This window comes from Amycolatopsis thermalba (assembly GCF_003385215.1).
GTDB classification, from domain to species: Bacteria; Actinomycetota; Actinomycetes; order Mycobacteriales; family Pseudonocardiaceae; genus Amycolatopsis_E; species Amycolatopsis_E thermalba.
This window is the reverse complement of sequence record NZ_PQHW01000126.1, coordinates 1-19,451: the sequence shown is the minus strand read 5'-3', so window position 1 is coordinate 19,451 and position 19,451 is coordinate 1. Positions and strand designations below refer to the sequence as shown.

Here is a 19,451-nt window from a genome sequence, read left to right as displayed (position 1 = left end):
GCCCGCGCCGGCCTCCGCCAGCGCCCGCTCCCCGGCCGACACCCCCGCCGCGCGGATCAGCGCCGTCGCGGTGCGGCCGTCGGCCAGCAGCGCCACCGCGTCGTCCAGCGCCAGGCCGTCCGGCACGCGGAACGGCGCCGCCGCGTCCACCACGACCCGCTCGGCGTACCCGCCCGACCCGTTCAGGCTCGTCACCACCGGCGCCCCCACCAGCTCGGACGGCCCGGACAGCACCACCCCGCCGACGCCGTTTCCCGGGATCACCGGCAGCTCCGCGCGGAACGGCCCGGGCATCCCCGCCCGGAACTGCGTCTCCACGAACGTCGTGTTGACGAACGTCACACCGATGAGCACCTGCCCGGGCCCGGGCACCGGATCCGGCGCCTCCCCCGCGACGAGCACCTCGGGCCCGCCGAACTCCTTCAACCACACCGCTCTCATGACGATCATCCTGCGATCTCCACCAAGGTGGAGGTCAACACCTTGTCCTGCGGACACCATCCACGCGGCGGAGAATTGTCGGCGAGGCACGATGACACCGCTATCCGGGTGGTTCACCGTGGTCAGCACCACGTTCGCCAGATGCAGGAGGAAGCAGTGCGCATCGCCGTCCCCCGCGAGGTCAAGAAGCACGAATACCGCGTCGCCGTGACCCCGGCCGGGGTGCACGAGCTGACGTCCCGCGGCCACGAGGTCTTCATCGAAACCGGCGCCGGCACCGGATCCGCCATCAGCGACGACGAGTACGTCTCCGCCGGCGCGAAGATCCTGGCCACCGCCGAGGACGTCTGGGCCGAGGGCGAGATGGTCCTCAAGGTCAAGGAGCCGATCGCCGAGGAGTACCCCCGGCTGCGCCGCGACCAGGTGCTGTTCACCTACCTGCACCTCGCCGCGGACCGCCCGCTGACGCAGGCCCTGCTGGACGCGGGCACAACCGCGATCGCCTACGAGACCGTGCAGCAGCCGAGCGGCGCGCTGCCGCTGCTGGCCCCGATGTCCGAGGTCGCCGGACGGCTCGCGCCGCAGGTCGGCGCCCACTCGCTGATGAAGCCCAGCGGCGGGCGCGGCGTACTGCCCGGCGGCGTGCCCGGCGTGCACCCGGCCCGGGTGGTCGTCATCGGCGGCGGTGTCGCGGGCCTCAACGCCGCCCGCATCGCGCTGGGTCTGGGCTCCGACGTCGAGATCCTGGACACCAATGTGGACCGCCTGCGTCAGATCGACCACGACTTCGCCGGCCGCATCCGCACCGTCACCTCGAACGCCTTCGCCGTCGAGCAGGCCGTGCTGGAGGCCGACCTGGTGATCGGCGCGGTGCTGGTGCCCGGCGCGCGGGCGCCGAAGCTCGTCTCCACCGACCTGGTCGCGCGCATGCGGCCGGGCAGCGTGCTGGTGGACATCGCGATCGACCAGGGCGGCTGCTTCGCCGACTCGCACCCGACGACGCACGACGACCCGACCTACACGGTGCACGACTCGGTCTTCTACTGCGTGGCCAACATGCCCGGCGCGGTCCCGCGCACGAGCACCTACGCCCTGACCAACGTCACGCTCCCCTACGCCGTCCAGCTGGCCGACCACGGCTGGCAGGCCGCGCTGCGGGCCAACGGGCCGCTGTCGCTGGGCCTCAACGCGCACGCGGGCGCGCTGACGAACGCGCCGGTCGCGCAGGCCCACGACCTGCCGCACACGCCGCTGGCCGAGGCCCTCGCCTGACCCGGCGGGCGGTCCCGTCGCCAGGGACCGCCCGCCCCAGGACCCAACACGTGAATAAGTTTTCAGACCAACATGGGCCCCCGCGTAAGCGAAGTCCGGAGATACCACCTAAACTTGTTCGTGGCGGCCCGCTCCCAGTGACCCCCAGGCTGGTTGAGCGGGCCGCCCCTTAGTGCACACCCTCCCCGACACGCGGCACCCGGACGGGTTGGACCGGACCCCGGTAGGGCACTATGTGCCCGCGATCAAGTTCACCGGGCCGGGAGGGGCGCACATGCAACACGACGGCAGCGGCCGGATATTCGTGCAGAACCTGAGCAAACACTTCGGGCCGGTCGCCGCGGTGCAGAACCTGAGCTTCGAGGTCCGCCCCGGCTCGGTCACCGGCTTCCTCGGCCCCAACGGCGCGGGCAAGACGACCACGCTGCGCATGTTGCTGGGCCTGGTCACGCCGTCGGCGGGCGTCGCCACCATCAACGGCCGCCCCTACCAGCAGCTGGGCAACCCGGCGCAGGTCGTGGGCGCGGTCCTGGAGAACGAGGGCTTCCACCCCAAGCGCTCCGCGCGCAACCACCTGAAGGTGTACGCCGCCGCGATCGGCGCGCCGGACCAGCGCGTCGAGGAGGTGCTGGGCCTGGTCGGGCTCTCCGGCGCCGCGGACCGCCGCGCCGGCGGGTTCTCGCTGGGCATGCGGCAGCGGCTCGCCCTGGCGACCGCGCTGCTCGGCAACCCGCAGGTGCTCGTGCTGGACGAGCCGGCCAACGGCCTCGACCCGGAGGGCATCGTGTGGCTGCGCAACTTCCTGCGCGCCTACGCCCGGGAGGGCCGCACCGTGCTGGTGTCGAGCCACCTGCTGTCGGAGGTGGAGCAGACGATCGACCAGGTCGTCATCATCAGCCACGGCGTCACGCGCTACTACGGCCCGCTGGACCAGTTGCGCAGCAGCCAGCAGTCGCGGGTGCTCGTGCAGGCCGCGGACGCGAACGCGCTCGTGAAAGCGCTTCAAGAGGCCGGGTTCACGCAGGTGGAGCCGACGCCGGACGGGCGCGTGGCGGTGATCGGCGCGACCCGCCAGCAGATCGGTGACCTGGTCGCGAAGTCCGGGATCGCGGTCTACGGCATCGAGGAGGAGCGGGCGGACCTGGAGAAGCTGTTCTTCCAGCTGACCAGCCCCCAGTACCCAGGAGCCCAGTACCCGGGAGCGCAGTACGCGGGGATGCCGCAGCAGGGCGGCTGGGGCGGCCCGCCGCCGCCCGGATACCCACCGCAGCAGCAGTACCAGCAAGCACCGCCGCAACAGGGCCACGGCGGCTGGGGAGGACAGGGCTGATGGGCCGGTTGATCAAGGCGGAGTTCCGCAAGACGCTCAGCCTCAACACCTGGTGGATCCTGATCATCCCGCTGGTGCTGGTCGCGTTCTGGATGTCGTACGTCTGGGGCAAGATCACCAACGACTTCGCCGACTACATCGGCAGCGGCACCGCGCGGATCATCGCCGAGCAGGCCGGGCTGCCCGCCGACGCGTTGCCGGTCGGGCTGCTCAGCATCGCCCACGGCGTGAACATCGCGCAGCTGATCCCGGCGATCTTCGGCGTGTTCGCCCTGGCCGGTGAGTACAGCAGCAAGACGATCACGACGACGTTCCTGACGGCGCCGAACCGGGTGTCCGCGCTGACCGCGAAGATGATCACCTACATCCTGTGGGGCGCGCTGTACGGGCTGCTCAGCTTCGCGGTCGCGGCGCTGGCGACCGTCATCACCGTCGACGGCGACCGGCTGCCCAGCGGCGGCGAATGGCTCGCCGCGCTCGGCGGGACCGTGCTGGCCTACGCGCTGGTGACGCTGTTCGGCATCGGCTTCGGCGCGGTGCTGAACAAGGTCGTGCTGGCGGTCATCCTGCTGATCGGCTGGTTCCTGATCGTGGAGAACGTGCTGGTCATCGCGTTGTGGAACACCAGCGACATCTTCGGCGCGATCCTGCCGAACAGCACCGCGAACGGCATCGTCGGCGGCATCGCGGCCGAGGCGTTCGGGATCAGCTCGATCAACCTGCCTGGCGGTGTCGAGCACTGGGACAAGCTGGGCCTGCAGCTGGCCGCCGGCGCGCCGGGCGTCATCTCCTGGTGGGCCGCCGCGCTGGTGTTCCTCGCCTGGACCATGGTGTTCTTCATGGGCGGATGGGCCTCCAACCAGCGCCGCGACATCACGTAGGCGGGCACGCATAACCTGGCGTGGTGACTGCACGACCACCACGCACTGACGAGAACCCCGGGACCGGATGGATTCGCCGGCTGGCCGCGGCCTGCTGGCGGCATCCGGTCCTGGTCGTCTCGTCGATGGCCGCGGCTGTGTTCAGCGTCGGCCTGCAGGCCGCGAGCCCGTTGCTGGTGAAGGTCGCCGTCGACGACGCGGTGGCGTCGCAGACCGGGCGGCTGGGTCTGCTCGTCGGCGGGCTGATCGGGGTCCAGCTGCTCATGTTCGGCACCGCGTTCGTCCGGCGCTACCTGGGCGGGCGGCTCGCGCTGGACGTGCAGCACGACCTGCGCCAGCGGGTGTTCGACTCGGTGTCCCGCCTGGACGGTGGCAAGCAGGACTCGCTGCGCACCGGCCAGGTGGTGTCCCGCGCGATCACCGACCTGCAGCTGGTGGTGTCGCTGCTGTTCGTGGTGCCGCTGTCGGCGGGTTCGGTCGTGTTCGCGGTGTTCTCGGTGGCCGCGATGCTGTGGATGTCGCCCGGCCTGACGGTGATCGCGCTGATCGTGGTGCCCGCGGTGGCGATCGTCGCCGGCCTGGCCCGCAAACGCCTGTTCCCGGCCACCTGGTCGGCGCAGCAGCGGGCGGCGGACGTCGCGCAGCACGTCGAGGAGACCGTCACCGGTGTCCGCGTCGTGAAGGGCTTCGGGCAGGAGGCCCGGGAGGTCGCGCGGCTGGAGAAGACCGCGCGGCGGCTGTTCGCCGAGCGGCTGCGCGCGGCCCGGCTGGCGGCGGTGCCCACGGCGACGACGTCCGCGCTGCCCGCGGCCGGGCAGGTCGCCGTGCTGGCCTTCGGCGGCATCCTGGCGCTCAACGGGCAGGTCACCCTCGGCACGTTCCTCGCGTTCGCCAGCTACGTCTCCGGCCTGATCGGGCCGGCCCGGATGATGTCGGCGCTGGTGGTGCAGGCCCAGCTGACGCGGGCGGGCGCGGAACGCGTGTACGAGCTGGTGGACGCCCAGCCCGAGGTCACCGACCCGGTGGACCCGGAGCCGCTGCCGGAGGGGCCGCTGAGCATCGAGCTGGACGACGTGCGGTTCGGGTACACGCGCTCGGAACCGGTGCTGGACGGGCTGAGCCTGCGCGCGGAACCCGGCGAGACGCTGGCGCTGGTCGGCACCGCGGGCTCCGGCAAGTCGACGATCTCGCTGCTGCTGCCCCGGTTCTACGACGCGCATTCGGGCAGCGTCCGGCTCGGCGGTTGCGACGTGCGGGACGTGAAGCTGACGGATCTGCGTCAGGCGATCGGCGTGGTGTTCGAGGAGGCGTTCCTGTTCTCCACGTCGATCCGCGACAACATCGCCTACGGCCGCCCGGACGCCAGCGACGAGGAGGTGATCGCCGCGGCGAAGGCGGCCGAGGCGCACGACTTCATCTCCGAGCTGCCCGACGGCTACGCCACCCAGGTCGGTGAACGCGGGCTGACGCTGTCGGGTGGTCAGCGGCAGCGGCTCGGCCTGGCGCGGGCGCTGCTGACCGATCCGCGCGTGCTGATCCTGGACGACGCGACGTCCGCGGTGGACACGGTCACCGAGGCGGCCATCTACGAGACGCTGCGCTCGGTCACCGCGACCCGCACGACGCTGCTGATCGCGCACCGCAAGTCGACGCTGTCGCTGGCCGACCGGATCGCGGTGCTCGACGCGGGCCGTGTGGTCGACGTCGGCACCTACGACGAACTGGCGGCGCGCTGCGAGCTGTTCCGCGAGCTCATCGCCGGGCCCGGCGAGGGCGTGGAGAACGTGCACAAGCGGGACTGCGTGGCCAGCCCGGAGACCGGGACCACGCCCGCGCTGTGGCCGGAGACCGGCGAGCGGGACTCGGTCGACGAGATGGCCGAGTCGGCGCGGCAGCGGAACGCGCCGCCACCGATGCCCGGCGGCGGCATGGGCCCCGGCAGCGCGCTCAACGCGCCGCCCACGGCCGAGCTGCTGGAGGGCGTGCGCAAGCTGCCACCCGCGACGGACGAACCGGCGCTGGCCCCGGACGCGGTCACCCAGCCGGATCCGCGGTTCCGCCTCGGCTCGGCGTTGCGTCCGGTGCGCGGGCTGCTGATCGCCGCGGTGCTGCTGGTCGGGCTGGACGCGGCGGCGTCGATCGCGTTGCCCACGCTGTACCAGCAGGGCGTCGACCACGGGGTGCGGCCGGGTCTGGCGTGGGTGGTGTGGTTGTGCGCCGGGATCGGCGCGGTGATCATCGCGGTGGACTGGCTCGTGATCGCGGCGCAGACGCGGCTCACCGCGCGGGCCGGTGAGACGGTGCTGTACTCGCTGCGCGTCCGCAGCTACGCGCACCTGCAGCGGCTCGGGCTCGACTACTACGAACGCGAGCTGTCCGGCAAGATCATGACGCGCATGACGACGGACGTGGACGCGTTGTCGACGTTCCTGCAGACCGGTGTCGCGCAGGCGGTGATCAGCGCGCTGACACTGGTCGGGATCACCGGGGCGCTGCTGATCACCGACGTGTCCCTGGCGCTGTACGCGTTGTCCGTGGTGCCGGTGCTGGTGATCGCGACGGTGATCTTCCGGCGGCTGTCCAGCGCGGCCTACACCGAGGCGCGCGAGAAGGTCAGCGTCGTGAACGCCGACATGCAGGAGAACGTGAGCGGTCTGCGGGTCGCGCAGGCGTACAGCCGGGAGGAGCGGTCGGCCGAGGACTTCGCGTCCCGCAGCGACGCGTACCGGCGGTCGCGGCTGCGGGCCCAGCGGTACGTGGCGACGTACTTCCCGTTCGTGACGCTGCTGTCCGGGGTGGCGGAGGCGGTCGTGCTGGTGGCGGGCGCGAGCCGGGTCGCGAACGGCACGCTGTCGGTCGGTGTGCTGCTGGCGTTCCTGCTGTACCTGAACCTGTTCTTCTCGCCGATCCAGCAGTTGTCGTCGGTGTTCGACAGCTACCAGCAGGCGAAGGTCGGCCTGCACCGGATCGGCGACCTGCTGCGGACGCCGACGTCGGTGCCGCCGCCCGCGGATCCGGTGCCGGTGCCCGAGCGGCTGCGCGGCGAGGTCGCGTTCGACGCGGTCGACTTCTCCTACACGGGCACGGAAACCCTGGCCCTGACGGATGTTTCGCTGAAGGTGTCGCCGGGCGAGACGGTCGCCCTGGTCGGCTCGACCGGCGCCGGGAAGTCTACAGTGGTCAAACTGGCGGCGCGCTTCTACGACGCGACGAGTGGCAAGGTGAGCATCGACGGGGTCGACGTCCGGGACTACGACCTGGCCGGCCTGCACCGGCGGATGGGCGTGGTGCCGCAGGAGGCGCACCTGTTCTCCGGCACGGTGGCCGACAACGTCCGGTACGGCGACCCGTCGGCGTCGGACGCGGAGGTCGAGGCCGCGGTGCGCGCGGTGGGCGCGGTCGACGCGATCGCCGCACTGCCGCAGGGCTTCCACCAGCCGGTGGGCGAACGGGGCCGGTCGTTGTCGGCGGGGCAGCGGCAACTGGTCGCGCTGGCCCGCGCGGAACTGGTGGACCCGGACGTGCTGTTGTTGGACGAGGCAACGGCCGCCCTGGACCCGTCCACGGAGGCGGCGGTCCTGGCGGCAACGGAAACGGTCGCCAAGCGCCGAACGACTTTCGTGGTGGCCCACCGCCTGGCAACGGCGGCCAGATCGGACCGGATCGTGGTGCTGGACCACGGACGCATCGTGGAACAGGGCACGCACGAGGAGTTGTTGGCGGCCAACGGCCACTACGCCCGCCTATGGCAAACAGGCGCGTAGCGCCGCGCGTTGAACCCAAGGTAGCTGGGTGGTCATCCCGTCGCCTGACACGTGACGATCACCTTGAGCCAGGGCCGCAACCCGGGCCGCCAACCGGCGGCCGACCATGCCAACCTTGCGGCCCTGGCTCAAGGTGATATGCACAAACCGGAAGGCGACGGGATGACCACCCAGCGACCACCTGCCCGAGGTGAGCCGACAACGGTCCCCCGTCATCCCGGAGCCTGCCCGTCCGGCGAGGACATCTTTTGATCTTTAGTCTTGCTTTTGGGCAGGCGGGGAGTCCGCCCTGCGGGCGGGAAGCGCCTCACGGCGCCGAACGGTCACCTTCCGACCACCCCCGCCCCCGATGCCTGATTGTGTTTCAGTCGCCGAGCAGGCGTGTCAAGGCGGGAAAGAGTACCTTGACACGCCTGATCGGCGACCAAAGACCGGCTGTGGATCGGGGGCGGGGGAGGTCTGGTTGGGGTAGTCGGTGCTGTCGCGTTGCCGGCCGCCGGTAGCGCAGGGCTGCCGCGCGGCCCTGGCGTGTAGTCGGTCCACTTGCGTTGCCGGGCTGCGGTTCGCAGGGCTGCCGCGCGGCCAGCTAAGTGCCAGGCCACTCGCGTTGCCGGCCGCCGGTAGCGCAGGGCTGCCGCGCGGCCCTGGCGTGTAGTCGGTCCACTTGCGTTGCCGGGCTGCGGTTCGCAGGGCTGCCGCGCGGCCAGCTGAGTGCCAGGCCACTCGCGTTGCCGGCCGCCGGTAGCGCAGGGCTGCCGCGCGGCCCTGGCGTGTAGTCGGTCCACTTGCGTTGCCGGGCTGCGGTTCGCAGGGCTGCCGCGCGGTCAGCTGAGTGCCGGGCCACTCGCGTTGCCGGCCGCCGGTAGCGCAGGGCTGCCGCGCGGCCCTGGCGTGTAGTCGGTCCACTTGCGTTGCCGGGCTGCGGTTCGCAGGGCTGCCGCGCGGTCAGCTGAGTGCCGGGCCACTCGCGTTGCCGGCCGCCGGTAGCGCAGGGCTGCCGCGCGGCCCTGGCGTGTAGTCGGTCCACTTGCGTTGCCGGGCTGCGGTTCGCAGGGCTGCCGCGCGGTCAGCTGAGTGCCGGGCCGCTTGTGGTGCCGGCCGCCGGTTCCCGATGCTGGGGAGGACTGGCGCGTAGTCGGTTGCCTTGCCGGCCGCCAGCTCCCTCCCTAACCCTTCTTCGCCCTGCTTGGGGCTACCCTTGGTGGCTCGTTCGGCTGCTTTGGGTACACCGGCGGCCACGGCGCGTCCATCAGCCCCGCTGCCATGTCGCGCTCCGACATCTCCAGCAGCGCCTCGATGGACTGCGGCCGCGCGCCCATCTCCGCCCACGGGTCGCCCCGGCGTGCGACCAGCTCCGGCACCGTCGACAGCGTCAGCTCGGCCGGCTCCACAGTGGACAGCTCGTCCCAGGAAATCGGTGTCGAGACCTGGCCCCCGGCGCGCGGTCGCACGCACCACGCGCCGAACACCGTCTTGTGCGGCGCGTTCTGGTTGAAGTCCACGAAGACCCGCGCGCCCCGCTCCTCCTTCCACCACTGCGCCGTGATCAGATCCGGGTGCCGCCGCTCCAGTTCACGCGCCAATGCCACCGCCGCGGCACGGACAGCGTACGAATCCCACCGTGGTTCCAGCGCGACGTAGACGTGCAGGCCCCGAGACCCGGTGGTCTTGACGTACGCCGTGATCCCCAGCGAGTCCAGCAGCTCCTTCGTCAGCACCGCCGCCTCGCGGACCTGCTCGAAGCCCACCCCCGGCGACGGGTCCAGGTCGATCCGCAGCTCATCGGCGAAATCCGGCGCCGAAGCGCGGTACGGCCACACGTGGAACCCGATGCAACCCAGGTTCACCGCCCACAGGATGTGCGCCAGATCAGCCGCCACCAGCGCATCGGAAGTCGTGCCGTTGGGGGTCGACACGACCGTCGTCCGCACCCAGGACGGCGTCGACTTCGGGACGCGCTTCTGGAACCACGACTTGCCGCTCGCCCCGTCCGGGTAGCGCTCCAGCAGCAACGGCCGGTCCCGCAGCGTGTTCATCAGCGGCCCCTCGACCGCCTGGTAGTAACGCACCAGATCGAGCTTCGTCTCGCCCCGCTCGGTGAAGTAGACCTTGTCCGGCGACGAAATGGTGACCTCGGTGCCCTCGATGGGGACGGCGCTCACGCTCTCACCTCGCTGAACAGGGCGGTCAGCTCCGCCGGCGGCACCTCTTCCAGCTGGTCGTACCGGCACGACCCGGGCGTCCGATCGGGCCGGAACCGCACCAGGCGCGTCGCGTGGCGGAAGCGGCCCGCCTGCAGGTGGTCGTAACGCACCTCGGCGACCAGCTCGATCCGCACCGGCTCCCACGACAGGTCCTTGCCCGCGTTCCACCGGCTCTGCGCGCCCGGCACCCGCCTGCCGTCCATCTCGAACGACGCCCACTCCCGCCACGGGTGGTCCTCCATCGCCCCCTCCCGCAGCGGCGCCAGCTCGTCGACCAGCTCACGGCGCCGCGCGGCGGTGAAGCTGCTGGCCACACCCATGTGCTGCAGGCGCCCGTCGGCGTCGTACAGCCCGAGCAGCAGCGACCCGATCCCGTTGCCGTCCTTGTGCCAGCGGAACCCGGCCACCACGCAGTCCGCGGTGCGCTCGTGCTTGACCTTCCACATCACGCGCTTGTCCTGCTCGTACGGCAGGTCCCCGGGCTTGGCCATCACCCCGTCGAACCCGGCGCCCTCGAACCGGGTGAACCAGTCCTGCGCGACGTCCGGGTCCTGCGTCATCGGGGTCAGGTGCACCCGGGCGAGCGAGTCGTCGAGCACCCCTTCGAGGACGTGCCGGCGGCGGCGGAACGGCTCGCCGGTGAGGTCGGCGTGGTCGAGCGCGAGCACGTCGAAAGCCACGAAACTCGCCGGCGTCTCCTCGGCCAGCTTCCGCACGCGGGACGCGGCGGGGTGCAGGCGGAGCTGGAGGTTGTCGAAGTCGAGGCCGTCGCGGGTGACGATGACGATCTCGCCGTCGACCACGCACCGCTGCGGCAACGCGGCCTTGAGCAGGTCGACCAGCTCGGGGAAGTACCTGGTCAGGGGCCGGTCGTTGCGGGAGCCCAACTCGACCTCGGCACCGTCGCGGAACACGACGCAGCGGAACCCGTCCCACTTCGGCTCGTAGTGCAGCCCGGGTTCGCGGGGCATCTCGTGCACGGCCTTCGCCAGCATCGGCTTGACCGGCGGCATCACGGGCAGGTCCACATCGAGAACTCTAGGCCGGAAAAATTCCTCGCGCGCCGTGTCGAGGGAAGACGGCCCGCTCCGTACCTCCTTCCGACGGACGGGCGATCAGGAAGGATGACGCGCATGAAGAACTCCGCGACCGGCGAGCTGCTCGGCGCGTTCCGGCAGGTCGAGGTGTGGCCGGTGCTGCCCGGCGGCCAGGGATGACCGAGGACCTGCTCCGCGAGCTGGCGCCGCAGGTGCTGGCGATCCTCATGCGCCGCTACGGCGGGCTCGACACGTGTGAGGACGCGGTGCAGGAGGCGCTGCTCGCCGCGTCGACGCAGTGGGCCAAGGCCGGCGTGCCGGACAACCCGCGCGGGTGGCTGCTGACGGTCGCGACACGGCGCCTGACCGACTGGATGCGCAGCGACAGCGCGCGGCGTCGCCGGGAGGACGAGGACCTGCTCGCCACCCCGGCGGCACTGCTGGTCGCGCCGGGCGCGGACGAACGCGGCCCGGGCGACGCGGACGACACGCTCACCCTGCTGTTCCTGTGCTGCCACCCGTCGTTGTCGGCGCCGTCGCGGATCGCGTTGACGCTGCGGGCCGTGGGTGGCCTGACGACGGCCGAGATCGCGAAGGCGTTCTTCGTCCCCGAGGCGACGATGGCCCAGCGGATCAGCCGGGCCAAGCAGAAGGTGAAGGGCGCCCGGTTCGCGCTGCCGCCGGCGGAGGACCGGGACGAGCGGCTCGACGCAGTGCTGCACGTGCTGTACCTGATGTTCAACGAGGGCTACACAGCGACCACCGGACCCGACCTGCAGCGCGACGACCTGGCCACCGAGGCGATCCGGCTGACCCGCCTGGTGCGGCGGCTGTTGCCGTCGGACTGGGAGGTCGCGGGCCTGCTGGCGCTGATGCTGCTGACCCACGCCCGCCGCGCCGCCCGCAGCGTCGGCGGTGAGCTGGTTCCACTGTCCGAACAGGACCGGAGCCGCTGGGACCGCGCCCTGATCGACGAGGGAGTCGCCCTGGTCAGCGAGGCCTTGGCGAAGACCCGGCGGCTCGGCGCGTACCAGCTGCAGGCCGCGATCGCCGCCGTCCACGACGAGGCGCCGAGCGACGAGGAGACGGACTGGCCGCAGATCGTGGCGCTGTACCAGCTGCTGGAGCGGGTGGCCCCGAACCCGATGGTCACCCTGAACAAGGCGGTGGCCGTGGCGATGACGTCGGGCCCGCGAGCCGGGCTGGCACTGCTGGACCCGCTGACCGAGGACGCCCGCCTGACCGAACACCACCGCCTGCACGCGGTCCGCGCCCACCTGCTGGAACGCGCCGGAGAACACGAACAGGCCCGCGAGGAATACCAGCGAGCCGCAAAACGCACCACGAGCCTGCCCGAGCAGCGCTACCTGCAACGCCGCGCAGCGGCATGCCCTACACCCGAAGAGCTGGGTGGTCATCCCGTCGCCTGACACCGCAACGATCACTTTGAGCCAGGCCCGCAACCCAGGCCGCCAATCGCCGCCCGACAACGCAACCTTGCGGGCCTAGCTCAAAGTGATACACCCAAACCGGAAGGCGACGGGATGACCACCCAGCGACCACCTCGAAAAGGCGAGCCGACAACGATCCCCCGTCATCCCGGAGCCTGCCCGTCCGGCGAGGACATCCCTTGGTCTTCAGAGGTGACGCCAGACAGACGAAGAGCACCGCCCCAATTTCGACGATCCGTCCAACCCCTAGACACCTCGTATAAGATGGTCCTCATGCTCGATCTCGAAGCCATCCGGAGCGCCGCCAAGCGGATCGACGGTGTCGCTCATCGGACGCCTGTCCTGACCTCCGCCACCCTCGACCAGCGCACCGGCACCACCGCGTTCCTCAAGGCCGAGAACTTCCAGCGCATCGGCGCCTTCAAGTTCCGCGGGGCCTACCACGCGATCTCCCACCTGACACCCGAGCAGCTCAGCAAGGGCGTCGCCGCGTACTCGTCCGGCAACCACGCCCAGGCGGTCGCCCTCGCGGCCAAGCTGGCCGGCGCGAAGGCCGTCATCCTGATGCCCGAGGACACCCCGTCCACCAAGGTGGACGCCACCCGCGGCTACGGCGCCGAGGTCGTCACCTACGACCGCTACACCGGCGACCGCGTCGCGATCGGCAACCAGCTCGCCGCGGACCGCGGCCTGACCCTCATCCCGCCCTACGAGCACCCGCACGTCATGGCCGGTCAGGGCACCGCCGCGCTGGAACTCCTCGAAGAGACCGGCGAGCTGGACACCCTCATCGCCCCGATCGGCGGCGGCGGGCTGATGGCCGGGAGCGCCACCGCGGCCAAGGGCCTGCACCCCGGCATCCGGGTGATCGGCGTCGAGCCCGAGCACGCCAACGACACGCAGCTCTCCCTCCGCCAGGGCGAGCGCGTGCGGATCCCGGTCGCCCGGACCATCGCCGACGGGCTGCTCGCCGACGTCCCCGGCGAGCTGACCTTCTCCGTCAACCAGCGCCTGGTCGACGACATCGTCCTGGTCAGCGACGACGAGATCCGCGAGGCGATGCGGTTCGCGTTCGAGCGGCTCAAGATCGTCCTCGAACCGAGCGGCGCGACCTCCCTCGCCGGGCTGCTCAAGGGCGGCTTCACCGGCCGGGTCGGTGTCATCCTCTCCGGCGGCAACATCGGCGTCGACCGCTTCCGCGAGCTGCTCGGCTGACGGCGAGGCGGGTGCCGCCCCCGGCGAACGGCACCCGCCTCGGCGTCACGGCGTCGCCAGCGCCTCCGTCGGCGACAAGCAGGACGCGCGGATCGCCGGGTACAGTCCGGCGATCCCGCCGATCACGAGCGTCGCCGCGGCCCCGCCGGCCACTGCCCACAGCGGCACCACCACCGGCCACGACTGGTAGACCGCGTAGCCGACGGTCACCACGCTCCCCAGCACCGCCCCGCCGAGCCCACCGAGCGCGGACAGCAGCAGCGACTCGGCCAGGAACTGGGTCCGGATCTGCCCGCGCGTCGCACCGAGCGAGCGCCGCAGGCCGATCTCCGCGCGCCGTTCCAGCACCGAGATCACCATCGTGTTCGCCACCCCGACCCCGCCGACGAGCAGCGCCACCGCACCCAGCCCGAGCAGCAGCCCGGTGAACGCCTCACCCGCCGCCTGCTGCGCGGCCAGGGCATCCGAGGGCCGGGACACCTCGACCTCGTTCGGCGCCGCCGGGTTCGCGGTCGCCCCCAGCACCGACTGCACCGCCGGGACCTGCGCGTCCTGCGAGCGCGTGTAGATCGTGGTGGGCAGCCCGTCGAACCGCAGCTCGCTCGCCGCCACCTCCCAGCCGACCAGCGCGGCCGAATCCAGCTCGGGCGCCAGCGCCGCCGGTTCGAGGATCCCGACCACGGCGAACCAGCGCCCGCCGACCAGCACCTGGACGTCCGGCCCGGCGTGCGAGATGCCCAGCCGCTCGGCCGCGGACGAGCCGAGCACGACCGCCGGATAGCCGCTCGTGGCTTCGTTGAGCCAGGTTCCGCTGCGCATCCGCGCACCGGTCGTCGCCGGGAGGTCCAGCCGGGCCGCGTAGGCGGCGAGCCCGTTGGTCTGCGCCTCGGGGATCTTGTCCGTGCGGTAGACCTTCGCGTCGGCCAGCCGGGCGATCGCCGACACCGACTCCACCGGCCCGATCCGCGCGACCATCGCCTCCGCCGTCTCCGGCAGCTGCGCCGCCTCACCGGTCATGGTGGTGCCGGGCGACACGGTGAGCAGGTTGGTGCCCAGCGCCGCCAGCGTCCGGTCCAGCTCGGCCCGCGACGACGACGAGATCCCGACCACCGCGACCATCGCGGCGATGCCGATCGCGATCCCCAGCGCGGACAGGAACGCGCGCGTCGGGCGGGTCCGCAGGCCGACCGCGCCGACCTTGACCACGTCCCGCGGCCACATCCGGGCCGGGGACAACGCGGCGGTCATCGCGTCACCTCCTCGACGACCCGGCCGTCCCGCATCCGCACCTGCCGCGGCAGCGACGCCGCGATGTCCCGGTCGTGCGTGATGATCACGACCGTGGTGCCGGATTCGTTCAGCTCCCGCATCAGCGTCATCACCCCGGCGCCGGACGCCGAGTCGAGCGCGCCGGTGGGCTCGTCGGCCAGCAGCAGCGGCGGGTCGCCCGCGACGGCCCGCGCGATCGCGACCCGCTGGCGTTCCCCGCCGGACAGCTCGTGCGGCTCGTGGTCCATGCGGTGCCCGAGCCCGACCCGTTCCAGCGCGGCCGCCGCCCGGCGCCGCCGCTCCCCCGCGCGCAGGCCGGTGTAGAGCAGGCCGTCGGCGACGTTGTCCAGCGCCGGGGTGCCGGCCGCGAGGTGGAACTGCTGGAACACGAACCCGATCCGGCGCGCCCGCAACGCGGAGAGCTTCGCGTCGGACAGGGTCGCCACGTCGTGGCCGTCGATGTGCACGCTCCCCGAGGTGGGCCGGTCGAGCGTGCCGAGCACGTTGAGCATCGTCGACTTGCCCGACCCGGACGGCCCCACGATCGCGACCAGTTCTCCCGGCTCGACCCGCAGCGACACCCCGGCCAGCGCGAGCACGCCGGAGTAGCGCTTGGTCACGTCGGTCAGCGAGATCATTTCGGCATCCCCACGACCATGCCCTCGGCGAGCCCGTCGCCGCTGACCTCGACCTTGCCCTCGGCGAACAACCCGGTCTTCACCGGCACGTACCGCGTAGTGGTGCCCTCGACCACCTCGACGCCGAACCCGCCCTCGGACAACGCGACGAGCGCGGCGACCGGCACGGCGAGCACGTTCTCGCGCTTCTCGGCGGTGAAGGTGACGTCGACGGACGCGAGCGCGTAGCCCGCCACGGCCTGCTGGTCGTCGAACGCGATTTCGACCTCGACCTTGGTCTGCGCCTCCTGGCCCTGCCCGCCGGCCGGTTCGATCACGGTGGCGACGTCGGTGATCTTCCCGGCCACCTTCCGGTCGTCGGGCAGCGTGACCTGCACGGCGGCGCCCTCCTGGGCCAGCCGCTGGTCCGACGGGTCCAGCTCGACGGTCACCGCCTTCGCGGTGCCCGTGTAGGACAGCACCTTCTGCCCCGGCGCGGCCGGCTGGCCCGCGCTCGCGTCCACGGTGTCGACCCGGATCTCGCCGGGGGTGAAGACGACCCGGCCCAGCTCGACCACACCGGTCTCGTCGAGGCCGAGGTCCTCCTGCCACTCCCGGACGGCGTCCGCGGTGGCCGAGCTGTACTCGTCGTCGATCGTGAAACCGGTGTAGCCCAGCGCGCTGAGGTTCTCCTCCAGCTGCCGCACGTCGGCGCCCTCGGTGCCCTCGGCCAGCGCGCGGTAGGCGGGCATCACGCCGTACATCAACGTCACCGGCTTGTCGTCGACGCGGAAGACCGGCTGGCCGCGGCCGATCACGGACCCGCTGTCCGGAACCGCGGTGACCGTGCCCGGCAACCGGTTCGCCACCGTCGCGGAGGCGCCGTAGCCGAGTTCACCGTCCTCGGTCTGGGTGTCGTCGAGCGTCTGCCGCTGGACCTTCGCCGTGCTCGGCGGCAGGTCCACCGCGGCCGGGGCGGCGCCGTCGTCGCCACGCGCGACGACCGCCCACGCCCCGCCCGCGACGGCCACGACCAGCACGAACACCACGGCGTAGACCCGGGCCCGGCCGCGCCGGCGCGGTTCCACCACGGTCATCCGCGGGCCCCCGCGAGCACTTCCTGGCACTTCTGCGACGCCTGCTCGAAGTCCGGATCGGAGGCCGAGCTGCCCTCGATGCGGATGCCCTTCTGCCCGGGCTCCGGGTCGGGGAAGGCCTCGACGCCGTTCTCCCGCATGCAGACGGCGAAGTCGCGGGCCGCCTGTTCCATCTTCGGGTCGGACTTGGCGGCCCCGTTCTCCTGCGGGTTGTACTGGCGGCACGCCTCCTGGGCCTTGTCGACGGTCTCCTTCGGGATCGAACCGTCGATCTTCATGGTGATCTTGCCGTCCACCGGGTCGTCCATGGGCACGCCGTTCTCGCGCATGCACTGGGCGAACTTGAGCCCCATGTCCGCTCCGCCCGCGCTCGGCGCGCCGGCGGTCGTGGTCGTGGCACCGCCGGCCGAGGCCACGCCGTCCCCGCCGCCGTCGCCGGAACCGCACCCGGCGAGTGCCAGTGCGAGGGCCACGGGAAACGCGGCCAGTATCTTGCGCATCGGGATCTCCTTCGAAATGTCGGGACCGAACGGGTGGAGATCAAACGGGGCGAGGCATTTCCCGGGCGTTTCCGAGATCGCTAACGGCGAGGAAACACCGCGCCCGTCAGGCTGGTGACGTGCGGGTTCTGGTGGTGGAGGACGAGCCGATGCTCGCCGAGGCGATCGCGGAGTGGCTGCGGGAGGACGCGCACGCGGTGGACGTCGCCCACGACGGCGGGGGCGCGCTGGACCGGCTGGCGGTCAACGACTACGACGTCGTGGTCCTGGACCGGGACCTGCCCGGCGTGCACGGCGACGACGTGTGCCGCGAGCTGGTGTCCTCGTCCTCACCGACGCGCGTGCTGATGCTGACCGCCGCCGCGGAGGTCACCGACCGCGTCGCCGGGCTGACCATCGGCGCCGACGACTACCTCACCAAGCCGTTCGCGTTCCCGGAGCTGGCCGCGCGCATCCTGTCGCTCGGCCGCCGCGCGCGCCCGGCCGCGCCGCCGGTCCTCAGCCGCGCCGGGATCACGCTCGACCCGGCGCGCCACGAGGTCTTCCGCGACGGCCGGTACGTCCCGCTGTCCAAAAAGGAGTTCGCCGTGCTGGCGGAGCTGCTGCGGGCCGACGGCGCGACCGTGTCGGCCGAGTTCCTGCTGGAGAAGGCGTGGGACGAGAACGCCGACCCGTTCACCGGCGCGGTCCGGCTCACGATCCTCAAGCTGCGCCGCAAGCTCGGCGACCCGCCGGTGGTCGAGACGGTGACCGGCGTGGGGTACCGGATCCCGTGAGGCGGCCCCGGCGGATCACCCTGCGGGCGCGGCTCACGCTCATCTACGGCGGGCTGTTCCTGGCCGGCGGTGTGGTGCTGCTCGGCGTCACCTACGCGTTGTTCAACTCCCAGGTCGGGCGCGGCACGATCAAGCTGCTCACCCGCACCAGCCCGGCGCCCGGGACGGACCCGGTGATCACCGCGCACGACCTGGGCGACCTGCTCATCGACTCCGAAGCCGAGCGCGTCGCGCGTGAGCAGGCCGCGTTGCTGAAGGAAGCGGCGGCGCACTCGCTGCTCGTGCAGGGCACGATCGCGTTGGTCGTGGTGGGTGCGCTGGCGATCGGCTTCGGCTGGCTGGTCGCCGGCCGGGTGCTGGCGCCGCTGCACGGCGTCACCGGCTCGGCCCGCCGCATCGCCGCCTCCGCCGACCCGCGCCAGCACCGGCGGATCACGCTGCGCGGGCCGGACGACGAGGTGAAGGACCTGGCGGAGGCGTTCAACACGATGGTCGAGCGACTGGACCGGTCGTTCGACGGCCAGCGGCGGTTCGTCGCGAACGCCTCGCACGAGCTGCGCACGCCGCTGACGCTGAACCGGTCGCTGGTCGAGGTCGCGATGCACCGCCGGAGCGCCTCGCCGGACGTCAAGGAGCTGGGCGAGAAGCTGCTGCAGATCAACTCGCGGCACGAGCGGCTGATCAGCGGGCTGCTGGTGCTGGCGAAGTCGGAGCACGTCGCCGAACGGTTCCCGCTCGACCTCGCCAACGTGGTCACGCACGTCGTCGAGCAGACCGCCGGCCAGGCGACGGCGGCGAACGTGACGGTCCTCGACGCGCCGGGGGAAGCCCCCACCCTGGGCGACGCGCTGCTGCTCGAACGGCTGGTGCACAACCTCGTGGAGAACGGCATCCGGCACAACGAGCCGGGCGGCTGGGTCCGGATCAGCACCCGCACCCGCGGCGACGAGGCCGAGATCGAGGTGAGCAACACGGGGCCCGTGGTGGCCGCGGAGGAGATCCCGGCGCTGTTCGAGCCGTTCCGCCGCCGCGCCGCACCGCGCCTGGACTCGGCGAAGGGCGCCGGTCTCGGGCTGTCGATCGTGCGCTCGGTGGCCGGCGCCCACGACGGAGCGGTGACGGCGCGCCCCCGCGAGGGCGGCGGACTCGTGGTCACGGTGCGCTTGCCGGCTCGATGAACGCGGTCACCGCGCGCGCACCGGCGCCGGGCTGGCTCGTCCGGGACGAAGTGTCCGGCATCGGAGATGACGACGCCGGTCGCGTTGTCCGCCCAGGGGCTGATGGACGCGGCCGTGTCGGGGATCGAGCCGTGGGAGCTGGAGATTCCCAGGACCGGCACGGTCAAGTGCCGTCGCCCGGGCGAGCCAGGAGCAGCTCCGGGCGATCGTCAGCATCAGCGCAGGCGTTGCACGCCCGGAGCTAGTCGTGCGCGGACGACCCACGCCCCTCCCGCAGCGCCGGCGCCAGTACCGCCACCACCGCGGTCACCACCACGGCCGACACCAGCCCCCACCGCAACCCGGCCCACCCCGCGACCACCCCGATCACCACCGGCTCTATCAGGAAACTGCCCCTTATACACATCTCCCAGCCAACA

Annotated in this window: 15 protein-coding genes; 8 read left to right on the top strand and 7 right to left on the bottom strand. The window is 72.0% G+C overall.

Annotated features, from left to right (window positions below):
- The coding region (locus D0D15_RS31810) for an MDR/zinc-dependent alcohol dehydrogenase-like family protein (protein ID WP_482746743.1) at window positions 1-441 on the bottom strand (441 nt) is incomplete at its 3' end.
- Window positions 442-597: 156 nt separating this feature from the next.
- On the opposite strand from D0D15_RS31810, the gene ald reads away from it, so the two are divergent.
- The 4 genes from ald to D0D15_RS31790 all read left to right on the top strand — a co-directional run bounded on the left by ald (window position 598) and on the right by D0D15_RS31790 (window position 7,688).
- Window positions 598-1,713: an alanine dehydrogenase gene (gene ald / locus D0D15_RS31805; protein ID WP_094008592.1), complete on the top strand. Its 1,116-nt coding sequence runs from the start codon at window positions 598-600 to the stop codon at window positions 1,711-1,713.
- 274 nt (window positions 1,714-1,987) lie between these two features.
- Window positions 1,988-3,043 carry an ABC transporter ATP-binding protein gene (locus tag D0D15_RS31800; RefSeq protein WP_094008624.1) on the top strand — a complete coding sequence of 352 codons (1,056 nt, stop codon included), beginning with the start codon at window positions 1,988-1,990 and terminating at the stop codon, window positions 3,041-3,043.
- Window positions 3,043-3,924, top strand: coding sequence for an ABC-2 transporter permease (locus D0D15_RS31795; RefSeq protein ID WP_094008591.1), 882 nt, complete (start codon window positions 3,043-3,045; stop codon window positions 3,922-3,924). Before D0D15_RS31800 ends, D0D15_RS31795 begins: the two co-directional genes overlap by 1 nt.
- Window positions 3,925-3,944: 20 nt before the next feature.
- Window positions 3,945-7,688, top strand: a complete 3,744-nt coding sequence (locus D0D15_RS31790; protein WP_162830701.1) for an ABC transporter ATP-binding protein — start codon at window positions 3,945-3,947, stop codon at window positions 7,686-7,688.
- A gap of 1,166 nt (window positions 7,689-8,854) precedes the next feature.
- Here D0D15_RS31790 and ligD read toward each other — a convergent pair.
- Window positions 8,855-9,850, bottom strand: a complete 996-nt coding sequence (ligD, locus tag D0D15_RS31785) for a non-homologous end-joining DNA ligase (protein ID WP_094003838.1) — start codon at window positions 9,848-9,850, stop codon at window positions 8,855-8,857.
- Complete coding sequence (locus tag D0D15_RS31780) at window positions 9,847-10,920, bottom strand: ATP-dependent DNA ligase (RefSeq protein ID WP_198958131.1); 1,074 nt, start codon at window positions 10,918-10,920, stop codon at window positions 9,847-9,849. Before D0D15_RS31780 ends, ligD begins: the two co-directional genes overlap by 4 nt.
- A 185-nt stretch (window positions 10,921-11,105) precedes the next feature.
- Between D0D15_RS31780 and D0D15_RS31775 the strand changes: the two genes are divergently transcribed.
- Both D0D15_RS31775 and D0D15_RS31770 read left to right on the top strand, forming a co-directional pair.
- Window positions 11,106-12,359, top strand: coding sequence for an RNA polymerase sigma factor (locus tag D0D15_RS31775; protein WP_094003837.1), 1,254 nt, complete (start codon window positions 11,106-11,108; stop codon window positions 12,357-12,359).
- Window positions 12,360-12,653: 294 nt separating this feature from the next.
- A complete protein-coding gene (locus D0D15_RS31770) occupies window positions 12,654-13,595 on the top strand; it encodes a pyridoxal-phosphate dependent enzyme (protein ID WP_094003840.1) in 942 nt (313 codons plus the stop codon).
- Between the two features lie 45 nt (window positions 13,596-13,640).
- Here the strand turns inward: D0D15_RS31770 and D0D15_RS31765 are convergent, their stop codons facing one another.
- From D0D15_RS31765 to D0D15_RS31750, 4 genes are read right to left on the bottom strand one after another with little or no spacing between them, the layout of a single operon-like run.
- Window positions 13,641-14,843, bottom strand: a complete 1,203-nt coding sequence (locus D0D15_RS31765) for an ABC transporter permease (protein WP_094003836.1) — start codon at window positions 14,841-14,843, stop codon at window positions 13,641-13,643.
- Window positions 14,840-15,502 (bottom strand): ABC transporter ATP-binding protein, encoded by a 663-nt coding sequence (locus D0D15_RS31760; protein ID WP_094003835.1) that lies wholly within the window; start codon window positions 15,500-15,502, stop codon window positions 14,840-14,842. Before D0D15_RS31760 ends, D0D15_RS31765 begins: the two co-directional genes overlap by 4 nt.
- The gene (locus D0D15_RS31755; RefSeq protein ID WP_233157090.1) at window positions 15,499-16,578 is read right to left on the bottom strand and encodes an efflux RND transporter periplasmic adaptor subunit; all 1,080 of its coding nucleotides are present in this window, start codon (window positions 16,576-16,578) and stop codon (window positions 15,499-15,501) included. The genes D0D15_RS31760 and D0D15_RS31755 overlap by 4 nt, the downstream gene beginning before the upstream one ends.
- Window positions 16,575-17,078: a hypothetical protein gene (locus D0D15_RS31750; RefSeq protein ID WP_094003834.1), complete on the bottom strand. Its 504-nt coding sequence runs from the start codon at window positions 17,076-17,078 to the stop codon at window positions 16,575-16,577. The genes D0D15_RS31755 and D0D15_RS31750 overlap by 4 nt, the downstream gene beginning before the upstream one ends.
- A gap of 119 nt (window positions 17,079-17,197) precedes the next feature.
- On the opposite strand from D0D15_RS31750, the gene D0D15_RS31745 reads away from it, so the two are divergent.
- Together D0D15_RS31745 and D0D15_RS31740 are read left to right on the top strand one after the other, a co-directional pair.
- Window positions 17,198-17,854, top strand: a complete 657-nt coding sequence (locus tag D0D15_RS31745) for a response regulator transcription factor (protein WP_094003833.1) — start codon at window positions 17,198-17,200, stop codon at window positions 17,852-17,854.
- Window positions 17,851-19,032 carry a sensor histidine kinase gene (locus tag D0D15_RS31740; RefSeq protein ID WP_094003832.1) on the top strand — a complete coding sequence of 394 codons (1,182 nt, stop codon included), beginning with the start codon at window positions 17,851-17,853 and terminating at the stop codon, window positions 19,030-19,032. The genes D0D15_RS31745 and D0D15_RS31740 overlap by 4 nt, the downstream gene beginning before the upstream one ends.
- Window positions 19,033-19,451 lie beyond the last annotated feature (419 nt).

What these genes read in the sequence shown, in the direction of transcription:
- D0D15_RS31750 (WP_094003834.1), bottom strand. Translation starts at nt 17,078, where the DNA reads ATGCGCAAGATACTGGCCGCGTTTCCCGTGGCCCTCGCACTGGCACTC.
- D0D15_RS31760 (WP_094003835.1), bottom strand. Translation starts at nt 15,502, where the DNA reads ATGATCTCGCTGACCGACGTGACCAAGCGCTACTCCGGCGTGCTCGCG.
- D0D15_RS31795 (WP_094008591.1), top strand. Translation starts at nt 3,043, where the DNA reads ATGGGCCGGTTGATCAAGGCGGAGTTCCGCAAGACGCTCAGCCTCAAC.
- D0D15_RS31770 (WP_094003840.1), top strand. Translation starts at nt 12,654, where the DNA reads ATGCTCGATCTCGAAGCCATCCGGAGCGCCGCCAAGCGGATCGACGGT.
- D0D15_RS31765 (WP_094003836.1), bottom strand. Translation starts at nt 14,843, where the DNA reads ATGACCGCCGCGTTGTCCCCGGCCCGGATGTGGCCGCGGGACGTGGTC.
- D0D15_RS31755 (WP_233157090.1), bottom strand. Translation starts at nt 16,578, where the DNA reads ATGACCGTGGTGGAACCGCGCCGGCGCGGCCGGGCCCGGGTCTACGCC.
- D0D15_RS31800 (WP_094008624.1), top strand. Translation starts at nt 1,988, where the DNA reads ATGCAACACGACGGCAGCGGCCGGATATTCGTGCAGAACCTGAGCAAA.
- D0D15_RS31775 (WP_094003837.1), top strand. Translation starts at nt 11,106, where the DNA reads ATGACCGAGGACCTGCTCCGCGAGCTGGCGCCGCAGGTGCTGGCGATC.